The sequence below is a fragment of the Gottfriedia sp. OAE603 genome (assembly GCF_040543965.1).
GTDB lineage: Bacteria > Bacillota > Bacilli > Bacillales > Bacillaceae_G > Gottfriedia > Gottfriedia solisilvae.
The window spans coordinates 102,060-119,302 of sequence record NZ_JBEUNN010000001.1 but is presented as its reverse complement, the minus strand read 5'-3'; the positions used below and the strand labels follow the sequence as shown (position 1 = coordinate 119,302).

The 17,243-nt window shown below is 32.8% G+C and carries 18 protein-coding genes; 6 read left to right on the top strand and 12 right to left on the bottom strand.

Annotated elements, in window-relative coordinates; translation table 11 throughout:
* Window positions 1-14 precede the first annotated feature (14 nt).
* The 3 genes from hemQ (at window position 15) to gerQ (ending at window position 1,780) form a co-directional block, all read left to right on the top strand.
* Window positions 15-761 (top strand): hydrogen peroxide-dependent heme synthase, encoded by a 747-nt coding sequence (gene hemQ / locus ABID96_RS00535; RefSeq protein ID WP_088001502.1) that lies wholly within the window; start codon window positions 15-17, stop codon window positions 759-761.
* 173 nt (window positions 762-934) lie between these two features.
* Window positions 935-1,357 carry a cell wall hydrolase gene (locus tag ABID96_RS00530; RefSeq protein WP_088001504.1) on the top strand — a complete coding sequence of 141 codons (423 nt, stop codon included), beginning with the start codon at window positions 935-937 and terminating at the stop codon, window positions 1,355-1,357.
* Between the two features lie 36 nt (window positions 1,358-1,393).
* Window positions 1,394-1,780: a spore coat protein GerQ gene (gene gerQ, locus ABID96_RS00525; protein ID WP_377896502.1), complete on the top strand. Its 387-nt coding sequence runs from the start codon at window positions 1,394-1,396 to the stop codon at window positions 1,778-1,780.
* A gap of 49 nt (window positions 1,781-1,829) precedes the next feature.
* Here gerQ and ABID96_RS00520 read toward each other — a convergent pair whose 3' ends face one another.
* On the bottom strand, window positions 1,830-2,195 hold the full coding sequence (locus tag ABID96_RS00520; protein WP_088001506.1) for a DUF423 domain-containing protein: 366 nt from the start codon (window positions 2,193-2,195) through the stop codon (window positions 1,830-1,832).
* 22 nt (window positions 2,196-2,217) lie between these two features.
* On the bottom strand, window positions 2,218-2,505 hold the full coding sequence (locus ABID96_RS00515; protein ID WP_192603606.1) for a YwdI family protein: 288 nt from the start codon (window positions 2,503-2,505) through the stop codon (window positions 2,218-2,220).
* Window positions 2,506-2,642: 137 nt separating this feature from the next.
* Between ABID96_RS00515 and ABID96_RS00510 the strand changes: the two genes are divergently transcribed.
* Entirely contained in the window at window positions 2,643-3,467 is an 825-nt protein-coding gene (locus ABID96_RS00510; RefSeq protein WP_088001510.1) for a Cof-type HAD-IIB family hydrolase, read from the top strand.
* 100 nt (window positions 3,468-3,567) lie between these two features.
* Here ABID96_RS00510 and ABID96_RS00505 read toward each other — a convergent pair whose 3' ends face one another.
* From ABID96_RS00505 to ABID96_RS00480, 6 genes are all read right to left on the bottom strand, one after another.
* Complete coding sequence (locus ABID96_RS00505; protein ID WP_377896501.1) at window positions 3,568-4,236, bottom strand: uracil-DNA glycosylase; 669 nt, start codon at window positions 4,234-4,236, stop codon at window positions 3,568-3,570.
* 74 nt (window positions 4,237-4,310) lie between these two features.
* The gene (locus ABID96_RS00500; protein ID WP_192603608.1) at window positions 4,311-5,294 is read right to left on the bottom strand and encodes a YeiH family protein; all 984 of its coding nucleotides are present in this window, start codon (window positions 5,292-5,294) and stop codon (window positions 4,311-4,313) included.
* Window positions 5,295-5,406: 112 nt separating this feature from the next.
* A complete protein-coding gene (locus tag ABID96_RS00495; RefSeq protein ID WP_192603609.1) occupies window positions 5,407-6,333 on the bottom strand; it encodes a glycosyltransferase family 2 protein in 927 nt (308 codons plus the stop codon).
* A gap of 108 nt (window positions 6,334-6,441) precedes the next feature.
* Window positions 6,442-8,586, bottom strand: coding sequence for a YhgE/Pip domain-containing protein (locus tag ABID96_RS00490; RefSeq protein ID WP_192603610.1), 2,145 nt, complete (start codon window positions 8,584-8,586; stop codon window positions 6,442-6,444).
* A gap of 161 nt (window positions 8,587-8,747) precedes the next feature.
* Window positions 8,748-9,842, bottom strand: coding sequence for an ABC transporter permease (locus tag ABID96_RS00485; RefSeq protein ID WP_192603611.1), 1,095 nt, complete (start codon window positions 9,840-9,842; stop codon window positions 8,748-8,750).
* Complete coding sequence (locus ABID96_RS00480; protein ID WP_192603612.1) at window positions 9,839-10,759, bottom strand: ABC transporter ATP-binding protein; 921 nt, start codon at window positions 10,757-10,759, stop codon at window positions 9,839-9,841. Before ABID96_RS00480 ends, ABID96_RS00485 begins: the two co-directional genes overlap by 4 nt.
* Window positions 10,760-11,077: 318 nt before the next feature.
* Here ABID96_RS00480 and ABID96_RS00475 point away from each other — a divergent pair, with 318 nt between their 5' ends.
* Window positions 11,078-12,130 (top strand): acyltransferase family protein, encoded by a 1,053-nt coding sequence (locus ABID96_RS00475; protein WP_192603613.1) that lies wholly within the window; start codon window positions 11,078-11,080, stop codon window positions 12,128-12,130.
* 73 nt (window positions 12,131-12,203) lie between these two features.
* Here ABID96_RS00475 and ABID96_RS00470 read toward each other — a convergent pair whose 3' ends face one another.
* The 4 genes from ABID96_RS00470 to ABID96_RS00455 form a co-directional block, all read right to left on the bottom strand.
* On the bottom strand, window positions 12,204-12,743 hold the full coding sequence (locus ABID96_RS00470; RefSeq protein ID WP_192603614.1) for a PTS sugar transporter subunit IIA: 540 nt from the start codon (window positions 12,741-12,743) through the stop codon (window positions 12,204-12,206).
* Window positions 12,744-12,897: 154 nt separating this feature from the next.
* Window positions 12,898-13,206 (bottom strand): TIGR04104 family putative zinc finger protein, encoded by a 309-nt coding sequence (locus ABID96_RS00465; protein WP_192603615.1) that lies wholly within the window; start codon window positions 13,204-13,206, stop codon window positions 12,898-12,900.
* 153 nt (window positions 13,207-13,359) lie between these two features.
* Window positions 13,360-14,028: a beta-phosphoglucomutase gene (pgmB, locus tag ABID96_RS00460; protein ID WP_192603616.1), complete on the bottom strand. Its 669-nt coding sequence runs from the start codon at window positions 14,026-14,028 to the stop codon at window positions 13,360-13,362.
* A gap of 86 nt (window positions 14,029-14,114) precedes the next feature.
* Window positions 14,115-16,418 (bottom strand): glycoside hydrolase family 65 protein, encoded by a 2,304-nt coding sequence (locus ABID96_RS00455; RefSeq protein ID WP_192603617.1) that lies wholly within the window; start codon window positions 16,416-16,418, stop codon window positions 14,115-14,117.
* A 311-nt stretch (window positions 16,419-16,729) separates the two neighbouring features.
* Between ABID96_RS00455 and ABID96_RS00450 the strand changes: the two genes are divergently transcribed.
* The gene (locus ABID96_RS00450; RefSeq protein WP_192603618.1) at window positions 16,730-17,227 is read left to right on the top strand and encodes a precorrin-2 dehydrogenase/sirohydrochlorin ferrochelatase family protein; all 498 of its coding nucleotides are present in this window, start codon (window positions 16,730-16,732) and stop codon (window positions 17,225-17,227) included.
* The last annotated feature ends 16 nt before the right edge of the window (window positions 17,228-17,243 follow it).

The following is a 17,243-nucleotide window of genomic DNA, read 5'->3' as shown; positions in this document are numbered from 1 at the left end:
TTGGGGGATTTAAAATGAGTGAAGCTGCAAAAACTTTAGATGGCTGGTATTGCTTACATGACTTTAGAAGTATGGATTGGCATGCTTTTAAGCAATTAAGTAGTGATGAGCGCCAAGTAGCAATCGCAGAATTTCAACAAGTATTTTCAAAATGGAATCATGTAGCTGATTCTGGTGAAGGTAGCCATGCAATTTATAATATTTTAGGTCAGAAAGCTGACATTATGTTTATGGTTTTACGTCCAACGATGGATGAATTATTACATATTGAAACAGAGATTAACAAAACTACTCTTTCTCAATTTATGATTCCAACATATTCATACGTTTCTGTTGTTGAGTTAAGTAATTATTTAAGCGCAGAAGATGGAGATCCATATCAAAATCCTCATGTACGCTCTAGACTATACCCAGCTTTACCAAAAGCACAATATGTTTGTTTCTATCCTATGGATAAAAAACGTGAAGGCGAAGACAACTGGTACATGCTTCCTTCTGGAGCACGTAAAGATATGATGTATAGTCATAGTAAAATCGGTCGCGGTTATGCTGGAAAAGTGAAACAAATCATTACTGGTTCAGTTGGATTCGACGATTACGAATGGGGAGTAACTTTATTCTCAGAAGATGTACTACAATTCAAGAAACTTATTTACGAAATGCGCTTTGATGAAGTAAGTGCACGTTACGGCGTGTTCGGCTCATTCTTCGTAGGTACAATCCTTAAAGAAGACGCATTTGCAAAATACTTATATGTTTAATTGAAACCAAAAAAACTTCTCAAACTGAGAAGTTTTTTTATTTTGCATTTGGAAAAGATGTCATATGTTCTTCTAAATTTTAATATAGTTACAGTAGTGAACGAACTATTCAATCCTCGCTTTCCGATCTTCTATGAATACACACAATTTTATTCGGATGAGGAGGCTTTCTTATGGCTGTTATTCGTCATACAGAACAAGAGGTATTACTATTGGCTCGATTAATGCGTGCTGAAGCTGAGGGTGAAGGAAAAGAAGGCATGCTGATGGTAGGAAATGTCTGTGTTAATAGGGTATTATGCGATTGCTTAGATTTTAAAAAACTTAGAAGTATCACTGATATGGTGTATCAAAGTCCTGGTGGATTCGAAGCTGTACAAAAGTCATATTTTTATCAGCGCGCTCGTGACCAAGATATCGAATTGGCAAGAAGAGTTATAGCAGGACAGCGTTTTTGGCCTGCGAATTTCTGTTTATGGTTCTTTGAACCTTCAGGATCATGTCCACCAACATGGTACAACCAAAAATTAGCTGGAAGATTTAAGGCGCATTGTTTTTATCAACCAAGCCCTCAAGATTGTCCAAAAGTCTTTTAGTAATGAATTAAAGCCTATATTAAGGAGGTTTTTTCTTTGAGTAATCCTTTCGAATATTATCAAAATATTTATCGAGCAACACAACCTGCTCCACAACAAGGACAACAAACGGGGCAAGGACAAGGATTTGCAGCTCCATCTGGTGGTATGATTACACAACAAGGTCAAGTTGTAGCCTCACCATCAATGTTTGAACAATCATATGTAGAAAATATCCTTAGATACAATCGGGGGAAAATTGCTACGGTTTATATGACCTTCACTGGTAATCAACAGCAAGTTTTCGTCGGGTATGTAATGGGGGCAGGTCGAGACCATATTGTACTTAGAGATGTAAATTCAAACAAAACGTTTATCTTACTTACAATTTACTTAGATTACGTTACATTTGATGAACAAATAGGTCTTCCTTACGAACTTTAAAAAAAAGTGTTCAATATAGTGCAAATCGCACTTTTATTGAACACTTTTTTTATTTCATCACTGCAATTCCTACTAAAATCCAAGCGATTAAAAATGATAAGCCACCCAAAGGTGTAATGGCACCAAGGATTTTAATACCAGAGGTACTTAATATGTACAAGCTTCCTGAGAATAACAGTATACCAATGACTGATAACCAACCAGCCCAAGTTAATTGCGGAGTTGATCCATATTTATCAATTAATAATCCAATTACGAATAGTCCTCCCGTTTGAAACATTTGATACTGGACAGCTTTTTGCCAAATTTGAAGTGATCTTTCAGAAATCTTCCCTTCAAGTCCATGAGCCCCGAATGCTCCTAATGCAATCGATACAAATGCAGATATGCTACCTAATAAGAAAAATAGCTTCATACTTACTTTATCCCCCTACTATTTAAAAATCTAATAATGATCCACCTTGTTCTGACTCATTATATTTAGGCATCACAGCCATTTGAGTTTGAATAGGTTGACTAGGAATTGATTGAACAATATTACTACTGCTTAAATGACTAGAAACTTCTATACTACTTTCTTCTTCAAGCATTAACTCGCATAAAGCGCGAATACTAGCTATACGTTCACGAAATTGTCCTGGCTTTTGCGTATTTGCCTTTGCCTTTAGCAATTCATTTTCAATTTGCTGAATTACTTTTTCTACACTAATATTCAGATAAATCACCACCAAGCTTTTTTAGAACAATCCAATAAAGTTTATTATACTATGCCTTTTTTCTGAAAGCGAATACGAACCAAAATAACCACTATTATAATTGAACAGTGGTATACTAAGATAATTAATTTTCAGGAGGTAAAACATTGGAATATAAAATGATTGTATTAGACATTGATGACACGCTCTTAACAGATGAACATGTTATTTCTCCCCCCACAAAAGAGGCTTTGCTTAAAGCCCAAGATATGGGCGTAAAAGTTGTTCTTGCTTCCGGGAGACCGACCTTCGCAATGCATAAATTGGCTGAAGATCTTTTATTACATGAATACGGAAGCTATGTTCTTTCTTTTAACGGAGGCATCATTACTGATTATCGCACTAAGAATAATGTATATGAATGTACATTAACGAAAGAACAAGCACATGAACTTTATGAACTTAGTAAAAAACATGATGTATTTGTTCATACATACGTTGAGAATGATATTATCACTGAAAAAGGTAATCAATATACAGATATTGAAGGACAACTTACTGGAATGGCTATAAAAGAAGTAAATAGTTTTACAGAGCATGTGCAAAACGACGTTGTTAAACTTCTAATGTTAGAAGACCCTGAAAAGTTAGTAAAGGTTGAAAAAATACTTCAACAAGAACTTGAAGGTAAAATTAGCGTAATGCGCTCGAAGCCTTTTTTCTTAGAACTTACAAATAATGAAGTGGACAAAGGTAAAAGTTTGAATCACCTTATTCAAATTCTAGGAATTCGACAAGACGAAGTGATTGCAATAGGTGATGGCTACAATGATCTTCCGATGATTAAATTTGCTGGTCTTGGTGTAGCAATGGGAAATGCAGCAGATGAAATTAAGCAACAAGCTGATTATGTAACTTCATCTAACAATGAAGATGGCGTAGCAAAAGTAGTTGAGAAATTTATTTTCGAAAACATAAAATCGCCAATTTAACTTAATTAAAAAGGTTGTCCTAAGGACAACCTTTTTTTGTAGAAACCGTGTAAAAATTAGATTCTCAGACTGTTTGAAAGGTTTTCTATAGACTTCTTTTTCATTTAATCTTCCAATCAATCGGTTCCATTTCAAATTCAACAAGCTTTTCGTTAATTTTTGAAAACGGCTTACTCCCAAAGAAACCTCTACTAGCTGATAGAGGACTAGGGTGATGTGATTTTAATACAAAATGATGCTCACTTGTTAAAAGTTTTTCTTTTGCTTGAGCATGTTTACCCCAGAGTACAAAAATAATCGGTCTTTCATGTTTATTTAATTTGGTTAAAATTTGGTCAGTAAATATTTCCCAACCTTTATTCTTATGTGAGTTTGGTTCACTATCACGGACAGTAAGTACTGTATTTAATAATAAGACACCTTGCTTTGCCCAACTTTTCAAGTATCCTTCTTTCGGTATATCGAGACCTAAATCATGCTGTAATTCTTTATATATATTTCTTAAAGAAGGAGGAATTTTCACGCCAGGTAAAACGGAAAAACTTAAGCCGTGTGCTTGCCCTTGTTGATGGTAAGGATCTTGGCCGATTATGACTACCTTACACTCTTCATATGAACATTCATTTAATGCCTGAAAAATATGTTCTTTTTCAGGATAAACTCTTTTCTCACTATATTCGGTTTCGATAAATTCTATTAATTCTCTAAAGTATGGCTTATCAAATTCATTATTTAAGATTTTTCTCCATTCTGAAGATAATTGAAACAAAGAAATACCACCTTTCTTGACGAAATTTCCCGAGAAATAAGTCAATGATTCAATTTTTTGTTGAAACGTGTAACTTAATACCATACTTGAATAAACATGATGGCTAATAATATTTGAAATCCTACTATTAATAAGGCATATAAGGATAACTTTTTTCCTTGTTGTAAAATATACTTTATGTTTACATTTAATCCAATTGCCGCCAAAGCGATAATTTCTAATAGATGACTAGATTGATTCGAAACACTTGATAACCAACTAGGCAATACGCCTATACTATATAACACGCAAAGAGCTGCAAAACCGATTACATACCATGGAAATTTCACCTTCAGTTTTTCATTGGTATGATCAGTCATTGTTTTTCGTTTACTATTCGATAAAATAATAACTACAGCAACTAAGAAAATAACTCTAATTAGTTTGAAAATCGTCGCGTAATTTTTAACGTCGTCATTTACTAAACTCCCGCTCGCAACTACTTGTCCAACAGATTGCAACGTGCTGCCTAGTAAAGCTGCTGTAGGCAAAGTTTCAGAGTGATATAGAACGGCAGCGATAAGCGGTAGGATAAACATTAAAACTGTTCCCATCAAATTCACAATTGTTACAGCTAATCCTTTTTCTTCTTGCGATGCATGTATAGCTGGTGCAGTGGCACCTATTGCTGATGAACCACATACAGCATTCCCACTAGCCATTAAATAGCTAAAATTAATTCCGAAGCCTAGTTTTTTACCAATCCAAATTGTAAAAATTAATACAAGCGTCATCTGGATCACAATCATTAATAATCCTTTAAAACCTAATAAATGAATCATCTGGACGCTAACTGTTGCTCCAAGCAAGAATATAGATACTTCTAACAAAGTGCTTTCTGCAAACTTTCTTCCATTCTGATAATTTGATTTGACGCCAAAAGTGTTACCAATCATTAAACCAATTAAAATTGAAAAAGTTGCTGCACCGACTGGTATGATAAACGACATTACTTGACTAATGATTGCAATCAAAAGGCATAGTATAAACCCTGGTAAAATACTTTTCATTTTCCCCATTATTTCTCTCCAAGTTTTGCCTTAATTTTATGTTCTTTTTCTTTCTTTATCTAAACATGAAAAAAGAAATTCGACAAGATTCTTGTCGAATTTCCTAATTTCTACCACATATCTAAACTTCTTCATAGTTTGAAACTTCTACAATATAATGAGGTCTTCTTTTTGTTTCAAAATACGTTTTACCAATATACTCACCAATAACCCCAGTAATCAATAATTGTGTACCACCAAAAAGCATAATTATGTTTGAAATGGTAAATAAGCCTGGAATTCGAACACCAATAAATAGTACTTTAAAACTCATCATAATGAAGAATATAAGACTAAAAATAATCAGCATTAGCCCAAGCTTTGTTAAAAATCTTAACGGTTTTGTATGATAACTAAGAATATATTCAATACTGTTTTTTAACACATCGAATCTTTTTGTTTCAGCTTCCTTATTCATTACACGTGAAGTTACTTCATACTCAATCGTTTTTATGTTATAGCCAATCCATTTAAACATGCCTTTAGAATAACGGTTTGTCTCTGGCATACTTAATATGGCATTTACCGCTTTCCTACTTAACAAGCGAAATTGAGCATCATTTTGAAGTAGATCTGGATCTATCAATTTACTTATAAATTTTTCACCAATACTTCTTTTCGCTTTTTTCATTACACCATTTTCTAATTTTCTTTTTGCGACTACTTGATGGAACCCTTTTTTATATTCGTCAACCATTTCAAGTATCATATTTGTAGGATGATTAAAGCTACCATCCATTAGAATGACCGCATCACCTTTGGCATGCTCAAAACCTGCACAAATAGAACCCTCTCTACCAAAAAAGCGACTAAAAGAAATATATTTCATATGTTTACTATGATTTGAAATCACTTGAAGAGCAAGTAATGTATCATCCTCGCTTCCATCATTAATATAAATCAACTCATAGTCTTCACGGAGTAGTTTTAATGTGTTCGATAAATTCACATGGAATTTCTCTAAACTTTCTCCAACATTATGACAGTAAATTACAACTGATACCTTCATTTAAAAACACCTACTTATCAAAAACTATTACAATTTAACTCCCACTTATGTTATAGCACTTACTGACAAGATTCAATGAATTTCTCATCTCCTTGTATTTCAAATACATTAATGAATGATTTTGCTTTTTTTAGAGAGGCTGATAATATTTTGCGCCTTATTATTTATTGGTCCTTTCAGAACTACACCAAGTAACACAGCTAGCACAATATAGATTAATAATACTATCAAGTCACGATATACAGTTGACCATAAAATGCCACCAGTAGCTTCTCTTAGTAAGCTAATTGCATAGGTAAAAGGTAAGTACGGATTAATGATTTGAAAAAATGTAGGTGTTACTTGCACAGGATATACTCCACCCGCTCCTGAAATTTGTAGAACAAGAAAAATAATACTAATCCCTTTACCAACATTTCCAAATACAGAAACAAATGTATAGACAATAAATGTAAAAACAATGCTGATAAAGATTCCAAATAATATAAAATAACCTTTATTGGCTGCATATGTCCCTAAAATTAAAAAGTTACCAACAGTTACAACGATAGATTGTAAAATCGTAATTGATATAAACGTTAAGAACCTTCCAAAGTAAACTTCCCTACTTTTGTACTGCTGTTCTTCATGTACTTCTGTCGTTAACAAAGAGACGAGCAATAAAGTCCCTACCCATAATGAAAGTGTCGTATAAAAAGGGGTCATACCAGTACCATAGTTGGGTATTGGGTAAATCCTTTCATTTTTGATCTTAATGGGATTTGAGTAAAAATCACTTGTTTTTTCAATATCAGTGCGAAGGAAATCAATTAAATCTTCGATACTACCCTGTTTTTTTGCATCTCTAATTTTATTTGCGAGGTTTTTTATTTTTTCTTCAACCATTGGAAAATCATTAACTAATTGTTGTACTTCGCCTTTTTTCATTGATATTAATTTTGATGTATCATTTAAGACTGCTTTAATAGCTGGTATACTTTTTTTTGTATCATTTAAAACTGTTCGAATATTATTGATTGATGAATTCGCTAACTTGCTAATATTATTTATTTTCGGTGCAAAATCAGTATCAAATCTATTAGTTAGATTAGCAAGGCTATCATTTATATTACTTGCATATATGTTCATTTTGTTCAGTACATCTCGTGGAACTTCTCTCCCTGACTCAAGAGCTTTATTTACATCATTAGTTGCATCTTGAAGCCTACTTACGTTTGATTGCACTAGTTTTAAGGAATCTAATTCTTTACTTAAATCTATAGAAGTACCATTGTTATATGTAGTAAGAAATTGAATCAAATCGTTCATCGTCTTGCTTGAGTTAGCCAAATGCTCTTCTAATTCGTGGGTAAATTTTAGAGCGTCAACGTTACTAATATCTTTATTTTGCATTTGATTCACTAGATTTTGAATCGTAGATGACTGATTTTGAAGTAGAAAGAGTGCCTGCTTTATAAACGGTGTAACATTTTGAATTGATTTATTAATATTTTTAAGAAAATTAGTGATATCATTTGTAAACATTTCCGCATTAGAAGCAAGTTCATTGATTAACTGTAAATCTTGGTTTGCTGCTTGAATAACAGATTGAATGTTATTCATATGAATGAGTGCTTTTCTTACACCTTGCTCAATTTTTGGTAGATCCTCTTCTAATAAAAAAATCGTTTTCTCAGTTTTCTTAAGCAAAGGTAGATTTGACTGTAAGTCAATGCCGATTTTATTAAATACACTTAGCACTTCAGTACTGACTGTTTTCTCGAATTTTTTTGTGATTTCGCTGGCAATTCCACTTGCTCCCTTTTCTGTATATTTAGGTGCAATAATGTTTAACTTTTCATTTACACTATATAATAGTTCCGGTTTTTGAGGGTTATCTGTTATGACAGTGCTTATTTTTTCTGAAAAATCGCTTGGAATGATTATACTAGCATAATAACTTCCGTGCTTTACTCCCTTACTTGCATCTTCTTGATTGGTAAATCTCCATCCTAATGTAGGCTCATTCTTTAGGGCATAAACAACTTCATTACCGATGTTGATATTTTTATTTAAAACTGTAGCTCCACGATCCTCATTAACGATCGCTACTTTTAAACCTTTTGTATTCCCATAAGGATTCCAAGCAGATTTAATATTAAACCACGCATACATAGAAGGTAAAAAAATAAGCCCTATAATAATCATTAAAGCTGCCCAATTCGTTACGATACGTTTCAAATCGCGTCTATAAATCTCAAGGATTGCATTCACTGACAACTCACCTAATATCTTCATTTTTTTGTAGTATGCTATATATAATTTAAAACTATGCGATTTGTTAATAATCTTGAAGACAATAAAAAAGACCTTCAATCTCAAATCGAAGTTGAAGGTCTTTTTATTATCTATTATGAATCATTAACTGTTTATCATTATTCCCACCTAAAGGTTTTTGCAGCAATTAAAAAGCTTACAATCATCCATACACATAACCAGCCAAAATCACTTGCTAGGTCACCGAAAGTTGCTCCGATGTTCATAATATCACGCATGGCAGTGGATAAATGGGTGATTGGTATTGTTTTTATAATAGGTTGCAAGTATTCAGGCATATTGTTTACAGGGAAAAATACACCACCTAAAAACATAAGCGGGAATGAAATAAATCCAGCAATTGGTCCTGCGCTTTCTGGACTTTTAGCTAAACTGGCGATAATAAAACCAATACTCATAAATGTTAAAGTCCCTAATACAACAAATAGGACAACTAAAAGAAATGATCCTCTAATACTTACATCAAAACCATAATAGCCTATTAAAATTGTTAATATAGCTTGTAAACTATTAAGGATTAACCTTGCTGTAATTTGGGCTGCAATAAATGTAGAAGCTTTTAAGGTCGTTCCTTGCATTCGTCTTAAAACACCACGTTCTCTCCAAGACGCAATTTGCCCCGCAACTCCATTCATATTATTATTCATGATTTGCATCGCGATAATTCCAGGCACAAGAAAATCTAAATATGACAGAGTAATTCCTTCTACTCCTTTTAATGTTGTGACTACTTTCGGCGTATATCCAGCCATTTGCTTACTTGCTCCATCAATATTAGCCGTAATAGTAGCAATTCCACCTTGTAATTGTCCCATTTTGCTCTCATTATAGAGAACTTGAATTTGTGCAGGGACATTTTTCTTAGAAGTAACTTGATCCTGGAAGCCTTTTTTAATCAAGATGACAAAATCCGTTTTCCCATCAGATAAAGACTTTCTCGCTTTATCTTCATCACTTTTTTGATGAATTTTCAGTGAGTTCTGCTTATTTAGTATCGAAACGATTTCCTTACTTGCTTGAGTTTTATCATAATCAATTAAGTTAACCGAATAAGTAGTTGTATTTCCATCATTAAACATTAGCCCAAAAATGATCATAAAGAAAAAAGGGAATAATAAAGTCCATATTAAAGCTTGGCGATTACGCACATAAATTCTGAGCTGCGCTAAAGTAAGTTGGTAATAAGCTCTCATTCTTCACGTAACCCCCTTCCAGTCATGCTTAAGAATACATCTTCGAGCGTCGCAGATCTTGTTGATAAATCTGAAATAGAGATGTCTTTTTCTTTTGTATACTCTAACAATGAAATTAATGAAAGTTGGAGATTACGTGTATACAATGTAACAAAATCATGATTGACTACAATATTCGTTACACTTTCCAAATGATTAAATTCATCTACTCTCTCTGGCGATTTCGTTTTAAATTCAATCGCACTTTCAGCTTCAATTGAACTGACTAAATTATTTGGCGTATCCAATGCAATCAGTTTCCCTTGATCCATAATACCAATTCGGTCCGCTAATACATGTGCTTCATCCATATAATGTGTAGATAAAACGACTGTTTTCCCACGTTCTTTTAATGTAAGAATGATATCCCATAAAGTCCTACGAGCTTGTGGATCTAGTCCAGTAGTCGGTTCATCTAAAAATATAATTTGTGGATCATGTATAAGTGCTAATGCAATTGCTAATCTCTGTTTTTGACCACCTGATAAACCTTTGACCAAACTATTTTGTTTTTCTGTTAATAGCATCTCATCAATAAGCGGTTGTATCGGTATATGAGATGGGTAAAAGCTGGCATATAATTCGATGATTTCTTTAACCTTTAGTAGCTCGAATAAAGATGTAGATTGTAGCTGTATACCGATTTCTTGCTTGATTTTGCTAGCATCCTTACCAATTGAATGTCCAGCGATTGTAGCCGTACCGCCATCAGGTTTTCTTAGTCCAACAAGCATTTCCATAGTAGTCGATTTACCTGCTCCGTTTGGACCAAGCAAACCAAAAACTTCTCCTTTAACAACTTCAAAACTAATTCCATTTACTGCATAAAAGTCCCCGTACTTTTTTTGTAAATTTTTTACTTCAATGATTGAATCCACTTTTTCACCTCATCTAATTACATGAATTAATATTTATCGTTTTAATGAGTATAGGCACAATATTTTGCCTGTTTCAGTATAACCTCCCATATTATATTTTTGTGTCGAAATTTCCAATTATTAACAATTTTTAATGCTTTTAAAATAATATATTAATTAATATTGTAGATTTAAAAACTATTTGCCCAAGGCTACCTTCATAGCATTTCACATAAAAATGTTACTTTTTATAACTTTATTGTAATGGCAATGTTTTAGCTCTGTAATAATTTTTGGTTACAATATGGTGGCAATTAAAAAAAATAATTAGGTGATCATATGAAAAAAGAACGAGAACAATGGTTAGATGTGGCCAAAATGATCGGGATCTTATTAGTTGTTTATGGTCATTCTTCTGAAGGTGGTCCGCAATCAATAACGTTTATTTATTGGTTTCATATGCCGCTATTTTTTATGATAAGTGGATATTTATTTAAACCTGTTAATTCATTTGGTGAGCTAAAATTTTATATAAAAAAACTAGCCTTCAGATTACTTGTACCATACTGTACGTATTTACTCTTATTTAGTATGTATAAACTAATTTTGCAAGCACAAGAAGGTCCAATTCATTTATCCACCATTATTAACGAAGGAGCTTCATTGTTAATTGGTGGAAGATTTATTACTGGTATACATGGTGTCTTTTGGTATGTGACATGTTTATTTATCACTCAAATTTTATTTGCAATCACATGCTTAATGTTCAAGAAAAATCTTACACGTTTATTGGTAGTTATTTCTTATTACTTAATCGCACACTTCGAAACAATTAATTTAATACCGTTAATCGGAAAATCAACTTTTAATAATATTTTTATACCGTGGAATATAGACGTTGCATTTTTAGCGATTTTCTTTTTAGGTTTCGGCTACTTTGCAAAAAGATTCATCTCGTCAATTCCTAATTATATAGGTATACTAAGCATTTTCTGCAGCATAATCTTTATGAGTCTTTATCACTTAAATAAATTGGATTATCATTTAAGCTTAAAATATTTACGATACGACCACTTATATTTAGACGCGATCATTCCCATCACGATGAGTATAGCTTTACTTTATTTATGTCAGATCATGGCGAAGGTAAAAATCATCAAACCTTGTACAATATGCGGGAAAGAATCATTAACGATTATGTATATTCACTTGTTTGCAAACGCAGTATTTTCACAGTTTTTCGATTATGGTCCACTTTTCTTTACCATGATTGGTATAGTAGTACCATTACTATTAAAACGATTCATCATTGAAAATCAACCAACTATAAAACCACTTTTTATTGGTTTAAATGTGAAGCGAAAACGTCAATTTAAAGTAAGAACTGCATAAAAAAAAGCCCTTTTTGAAATGAACCCCAATTGTTAATTGTGTCAACAATGGGGTTCATTTCATTTTGGGCTTTTTATTTTAATGTAACATTAGCAACTGTAGAGCCAGCTTGAATTGCTCCTGATGCATTTATTTCGATATTTTCGACAATATCTCCATTAGTGAATATAACAGGAGTTATCGTGCTTTTTGCATTTTCTTTTATGTAGTTTAGATCAAATGTTAGTAACTGATCTCCCGCTTTTACTTTTTGGCCCTCAGTCACATGAGCTTCAAATCCTTGACCTTCTAGTTTAACTGTTTCTAATCCTACATGAATTAAAACTTCCAAACCTTCATTTGAACGGATGCCAACTGCGTGTTTTGTATGGAAAACTTGAACGATTTCTCCATCTACAGGTGATACAACAACACCTTCACTTGGTGTAATTGCAAAACCGTCACCCATCATCTTCTCGGCAAAAACAGGATCTGGAACTTCTGATAAATCATTGAATTCACCAGTTAAAGGTGCTTTAATTGCAACTTCTTTCGATACTGATGTTGTAGATTCAACAGTTGATGGATTTTCATTTTCACCTGTACCAAATAATTTCTTTAATTTGTTAAACATATTACTCACCTTTTCTAATAATATTCATTCCATACTTATCATTATCTTTTCAATAAAAATAATACTAATTATCCTAACAGAAATAATAGTGTATTGCATAGTAATTATATGTAGATATAGTGAAATTTAATAAAAAGGTTTTATATTGCCCTTTTTAAAACAGAGCCTCTTCGTCATTCCTTACCTCAATAAGGAATGGTGTAATTAGCATAATAAAAGTAGGGTAAATAATTAATGATGGAATAGATAGTATCATTGGAACTTGAAAGGCAGTCAGAATTACAAATAAAATGGGGAAAAGTGCTACTAATAGAAATAACCTTTTCTTCGACTTGGCAGTAAAGAATAATTCATGGTTACAGTGTTGGCATTGTAAAGGGTCTCTCTTTACAATCATTGTTTGTTTAAATGTCTGTGTCCAAGAAAGCTTATAGTTACAATTCATGCATTTTGGTAACTTCATTGTCCCTCACCTCATTACAGATTTATTTTACCATAATTATCCTTTTATCTTTATCTTCTTAGCAACAATCTTTCAGAAAAGAACCTTTAGAAAAGAATCAAAAATAAAAAAGAGATGAATCAAAAATTCACCTCTTTCTTCGTTGCAATTATTTTATTTGTTATATACTTCGATGATTTTTTTTAATGACAATTCTGAAGTAGAAGCGTAAACAATATCAGCTTTTGATAATGACTGTTCTGAACCAACTCCAACAGCAAACATTCCTGCACCTTTAATAGAGTCAACCCCAGCTGCTGCATCTTCAATTCCAATACAAGCTTTTGGATCTACATTTAATAACTCTGCCGCTCTTAAAAAGATCTCTGGGTCAGGTTTACCTTTTTTGATTGTTGCAGCATCTACAATTACATCAAACTGTTCTTTTAACCCTAGAGATGACATTACAGCTAACGCATTTTTACTAACAGAAGCTAGTCCTAATTTTAGACCCATCTTTTTAATATCCACTATTAATTCTTCGATTTTCGGTAGGATATCAGTAGGAGAAATATTTTGAATTAATGAAACATAATGTTCGTTTTTCTTTTCAGCTAATGACATTTTCTCATCTGCTGTAAAATCATTATGTTTATTGCCTAATGCCAGAATTTTTTCTAGTGAATCCATACGAGATACACCTTTTAATTCTTCATTAAATTCGCGAGTAAAGGGTACTCCTACATCTTCACCTAGTTGCTTCCAAGCTAAGTAATGATATTCAGCAGTATCTGTAATTACACCATCTAAGTCAAAAATTATTGCTTGTAATTCCTTTGTCATTTTCTGCATCTCCTTTAAATCACTTTAAGCTTCATTAAAAAAATTCAGAAAGAGAATGCCTTGTTCTCTCTCTGAACGAATCGTTACTACTTTTGAATCGCTACTGTTAATTCTCCATTTTCAGGAATTGTCACTTCATTACCATAAAGTTTTAATTGTAAAGTAGGACCAGTTTGTGTAATAACAACATTTGATTGATTAACTTCAATTGTTAAACGATGTTTACGATAGACAATTTTAAACGAGTAATTCGTCCAAGTGCTTGGAATAAATGGTGCAAAAGATAGTGTTTCATTCGCTGTACGCATTCCAGCAAAGCCCTGAACAATCGCTAACCATGAACCAGTCATACTAGTAATATGAAGACCATCTTCAGTATCGTTATTGTAATTATCAAGATCTAGCCTTGCAGTTCGATTATACATTTCATACGCTTTTTCTTCCATACCTAATTCTGCAGCTAAAATGGAATGTACACAAGGTGATAGGGATGATTCATGTACTGTCATTGGCTCATAAAACTCAAAGTTACGGCGTTTTTCATCCATTGAGTATCGATCATTTAGGAAGTACATCCCTTGTAATACATCAGCTTGTTTTATAAAGCAACTACGAAGAATACGATCCCATGACCAGTTTTGGTTTAATGGACGATGTTCTGGTGCTAACTGATCTACAGTCATTAAATCTTTATCAAGGAATGTATCATGTTGTACGAAAACATTCAATTCCTCATCATACGGGTAATACATTTTGTTGATTATATCTTGCCACTTTTCAATTTCTTCTTTAGTAATATTTATCCCATTTACACGGCTTTCAAACCCATTGCTCTTTAAGTGCTGAATTACTTCTAATGTATACTCCAAAGTCCAGCTAGCAATTCGATTTGTATACCAGTTATTATTCACATTATTTTCGTATTCATTTGGTCCAGTTACACCATGCATCATATATACATTTTTCTTTTTATTGTAATGCACTCGGTCAGCCCAAAATCTAGAAATGCCGGTTAATACGTCTATCCCATATTCGTTTAAATACGCTTTATCGCCAGTATAATTCACATAATTATAGATACCATATGCAATTGCTCCATTACGATGAATTTCTTCAAATGTAATTTCCCACTCATTATGGCATTCAATACCCGTGAATGTAACCATTGGATATAATGCACCTTTTAGTCCTTGCTGTTTTGCATTATGATAAGCGCCTTCTAATTGATTATGACGGTAAACTAGTAAGTTTCGTGAGACTTCCTGATTAGCAGTTGATAAATACAATGGAATTGCATAAGCTTCAGTATCCCAATACGTTGCTCCACCATATTTTTCACCTGTAAATCCTTTTGGACCGATATTTAATCGTGCATCTTCACCATAGTAAGTAGCAAATAACTGGAATAAATTAAATCGGATACCTTGTTGCGCTTCAGCATCACCACTAATCATCACATCTGCAATATCCCAACGATCTAGCCAACCTTTTTTATGATCTGCTAGTTCTGCTTCAAAACCATATGCTATTGCTTGTTCTACTACTAATTTTCCTTTTGTAACTAATTCATTTGCATCATAGTCTCGGTCTGTCGTTACAGCGACATATTTAACAAGACTGACAGATTCGCCTTTTGGTACATTAATAACAATTGTATTATCAACGTATTCTTCTTTTTCACTTTTTAAAATTGATGCGATTTTTGCATTTTCAGTTTGTACTGTAATCCCCATCGTAGTTGCTACCTGGAATGTAGGCGAACCAAACGGATTATCTTTTGTTTTCATTTGAAGACTGCCAAAATAGTCCTCTACATTTCTATTAACTTCTACCCAGAAATCTTCATCGTAATTCGAATCCTCATTACGGATATCACCATCTAAGTAAGGTACAAATGTAATGTCACCAGTGTAATTTTTAGCAGTAACTGTATATTTAATAACAGCTAATTCCTTCTTAGCGACAGATAAGAAACGAATTACCTCAATGTCTGTTTCCTTTTCTCCGTGAACGACTGTAAACTTACGCGTTAATACACCATGTTGCATATCTAATTCTCTATAAAACTCTTTTACAACGGCAGTATTTAGATCGAGTTCTTCTCCATCGATCAATACATTAATACCAATGAAGTTTGTTGAGTTGATTACTTTTCCAAAATAATTTGGATATCCATTTTTCCACCAGCCAACTCGCGTTTTATCTGGGAACCAAACTCCAGCCACATATGATCCACGGTGGAAATCGCCCGAATACTTTTCTTCAAAGTTTCCTCTCATTCCCATGTGACCGTTTCCTAAACTAACCATACTTTCTGCAAGACGAAACTCTTCTTTATGCAATTCTGTTTCTACAATTTTCCATTCGTTTACATCAAATAGTCTTTTCATTTTTTTCACCTATATAAATTATATTTGTTGTTAACGGTTTCATTTTTATGCAACCGCTTTCGTAAAATAGAAAAATTTTTTTGGATTACTCTGCTACAAATCCTATTATATAGTATTTTTGAAAAAAAGAAATACTTATACATAACTTGTCGAAACGTTTTCATAGATTCGTATATTATTTAGTAATTTAGCGAATGTTTTATTTTAATCTATATAAACCAGGAAAAGTCTAAAATTTAGTTGGTCTATGATAAAATTAATAGATATTAATATATTACATCTGAATTCAACATATCCTGAGGAGCGATCATATGGCGGAAATGGTTCCTTTATTATTTACATTATCGAGTAAAAAAATTGTCATCATCGGTGGAGGGAAAATTGCATTTCGTAAAGCGAAGGCATTTGTTAAAAGTGGCGCAGCAATTACCATTATTAGCCCCCAAATCATTGAGGATTTCAAAGAATTCCCTTCTATAACACATATCAATAAAAGATTTGAAAAAGACGACATAAAAAAAGCTCATATCGTTATTGCTGCAACTAATGATAAAAAGGTCAATCAATTTGTTAAAGAATGTACAACGGATTTTCAATGGTTTAATGATGTAAGTGACCAAAAAAATAGTGATTTTCATACACCCGCTGTTGTGAGAAGAGGAGATCTAATTGTTTCTGTGTCAACCTCAGGGAAAAGCCCTATCCTTTCAAAAAAGTTGAAAAGTGAACTAGAGAGCTATTTTGATGATCATTATGTCGAAATAGTGAACACTTATGCAGATAATAGAAAAAAACCAGGTACGGAATAATTCAATTACCTGGTTT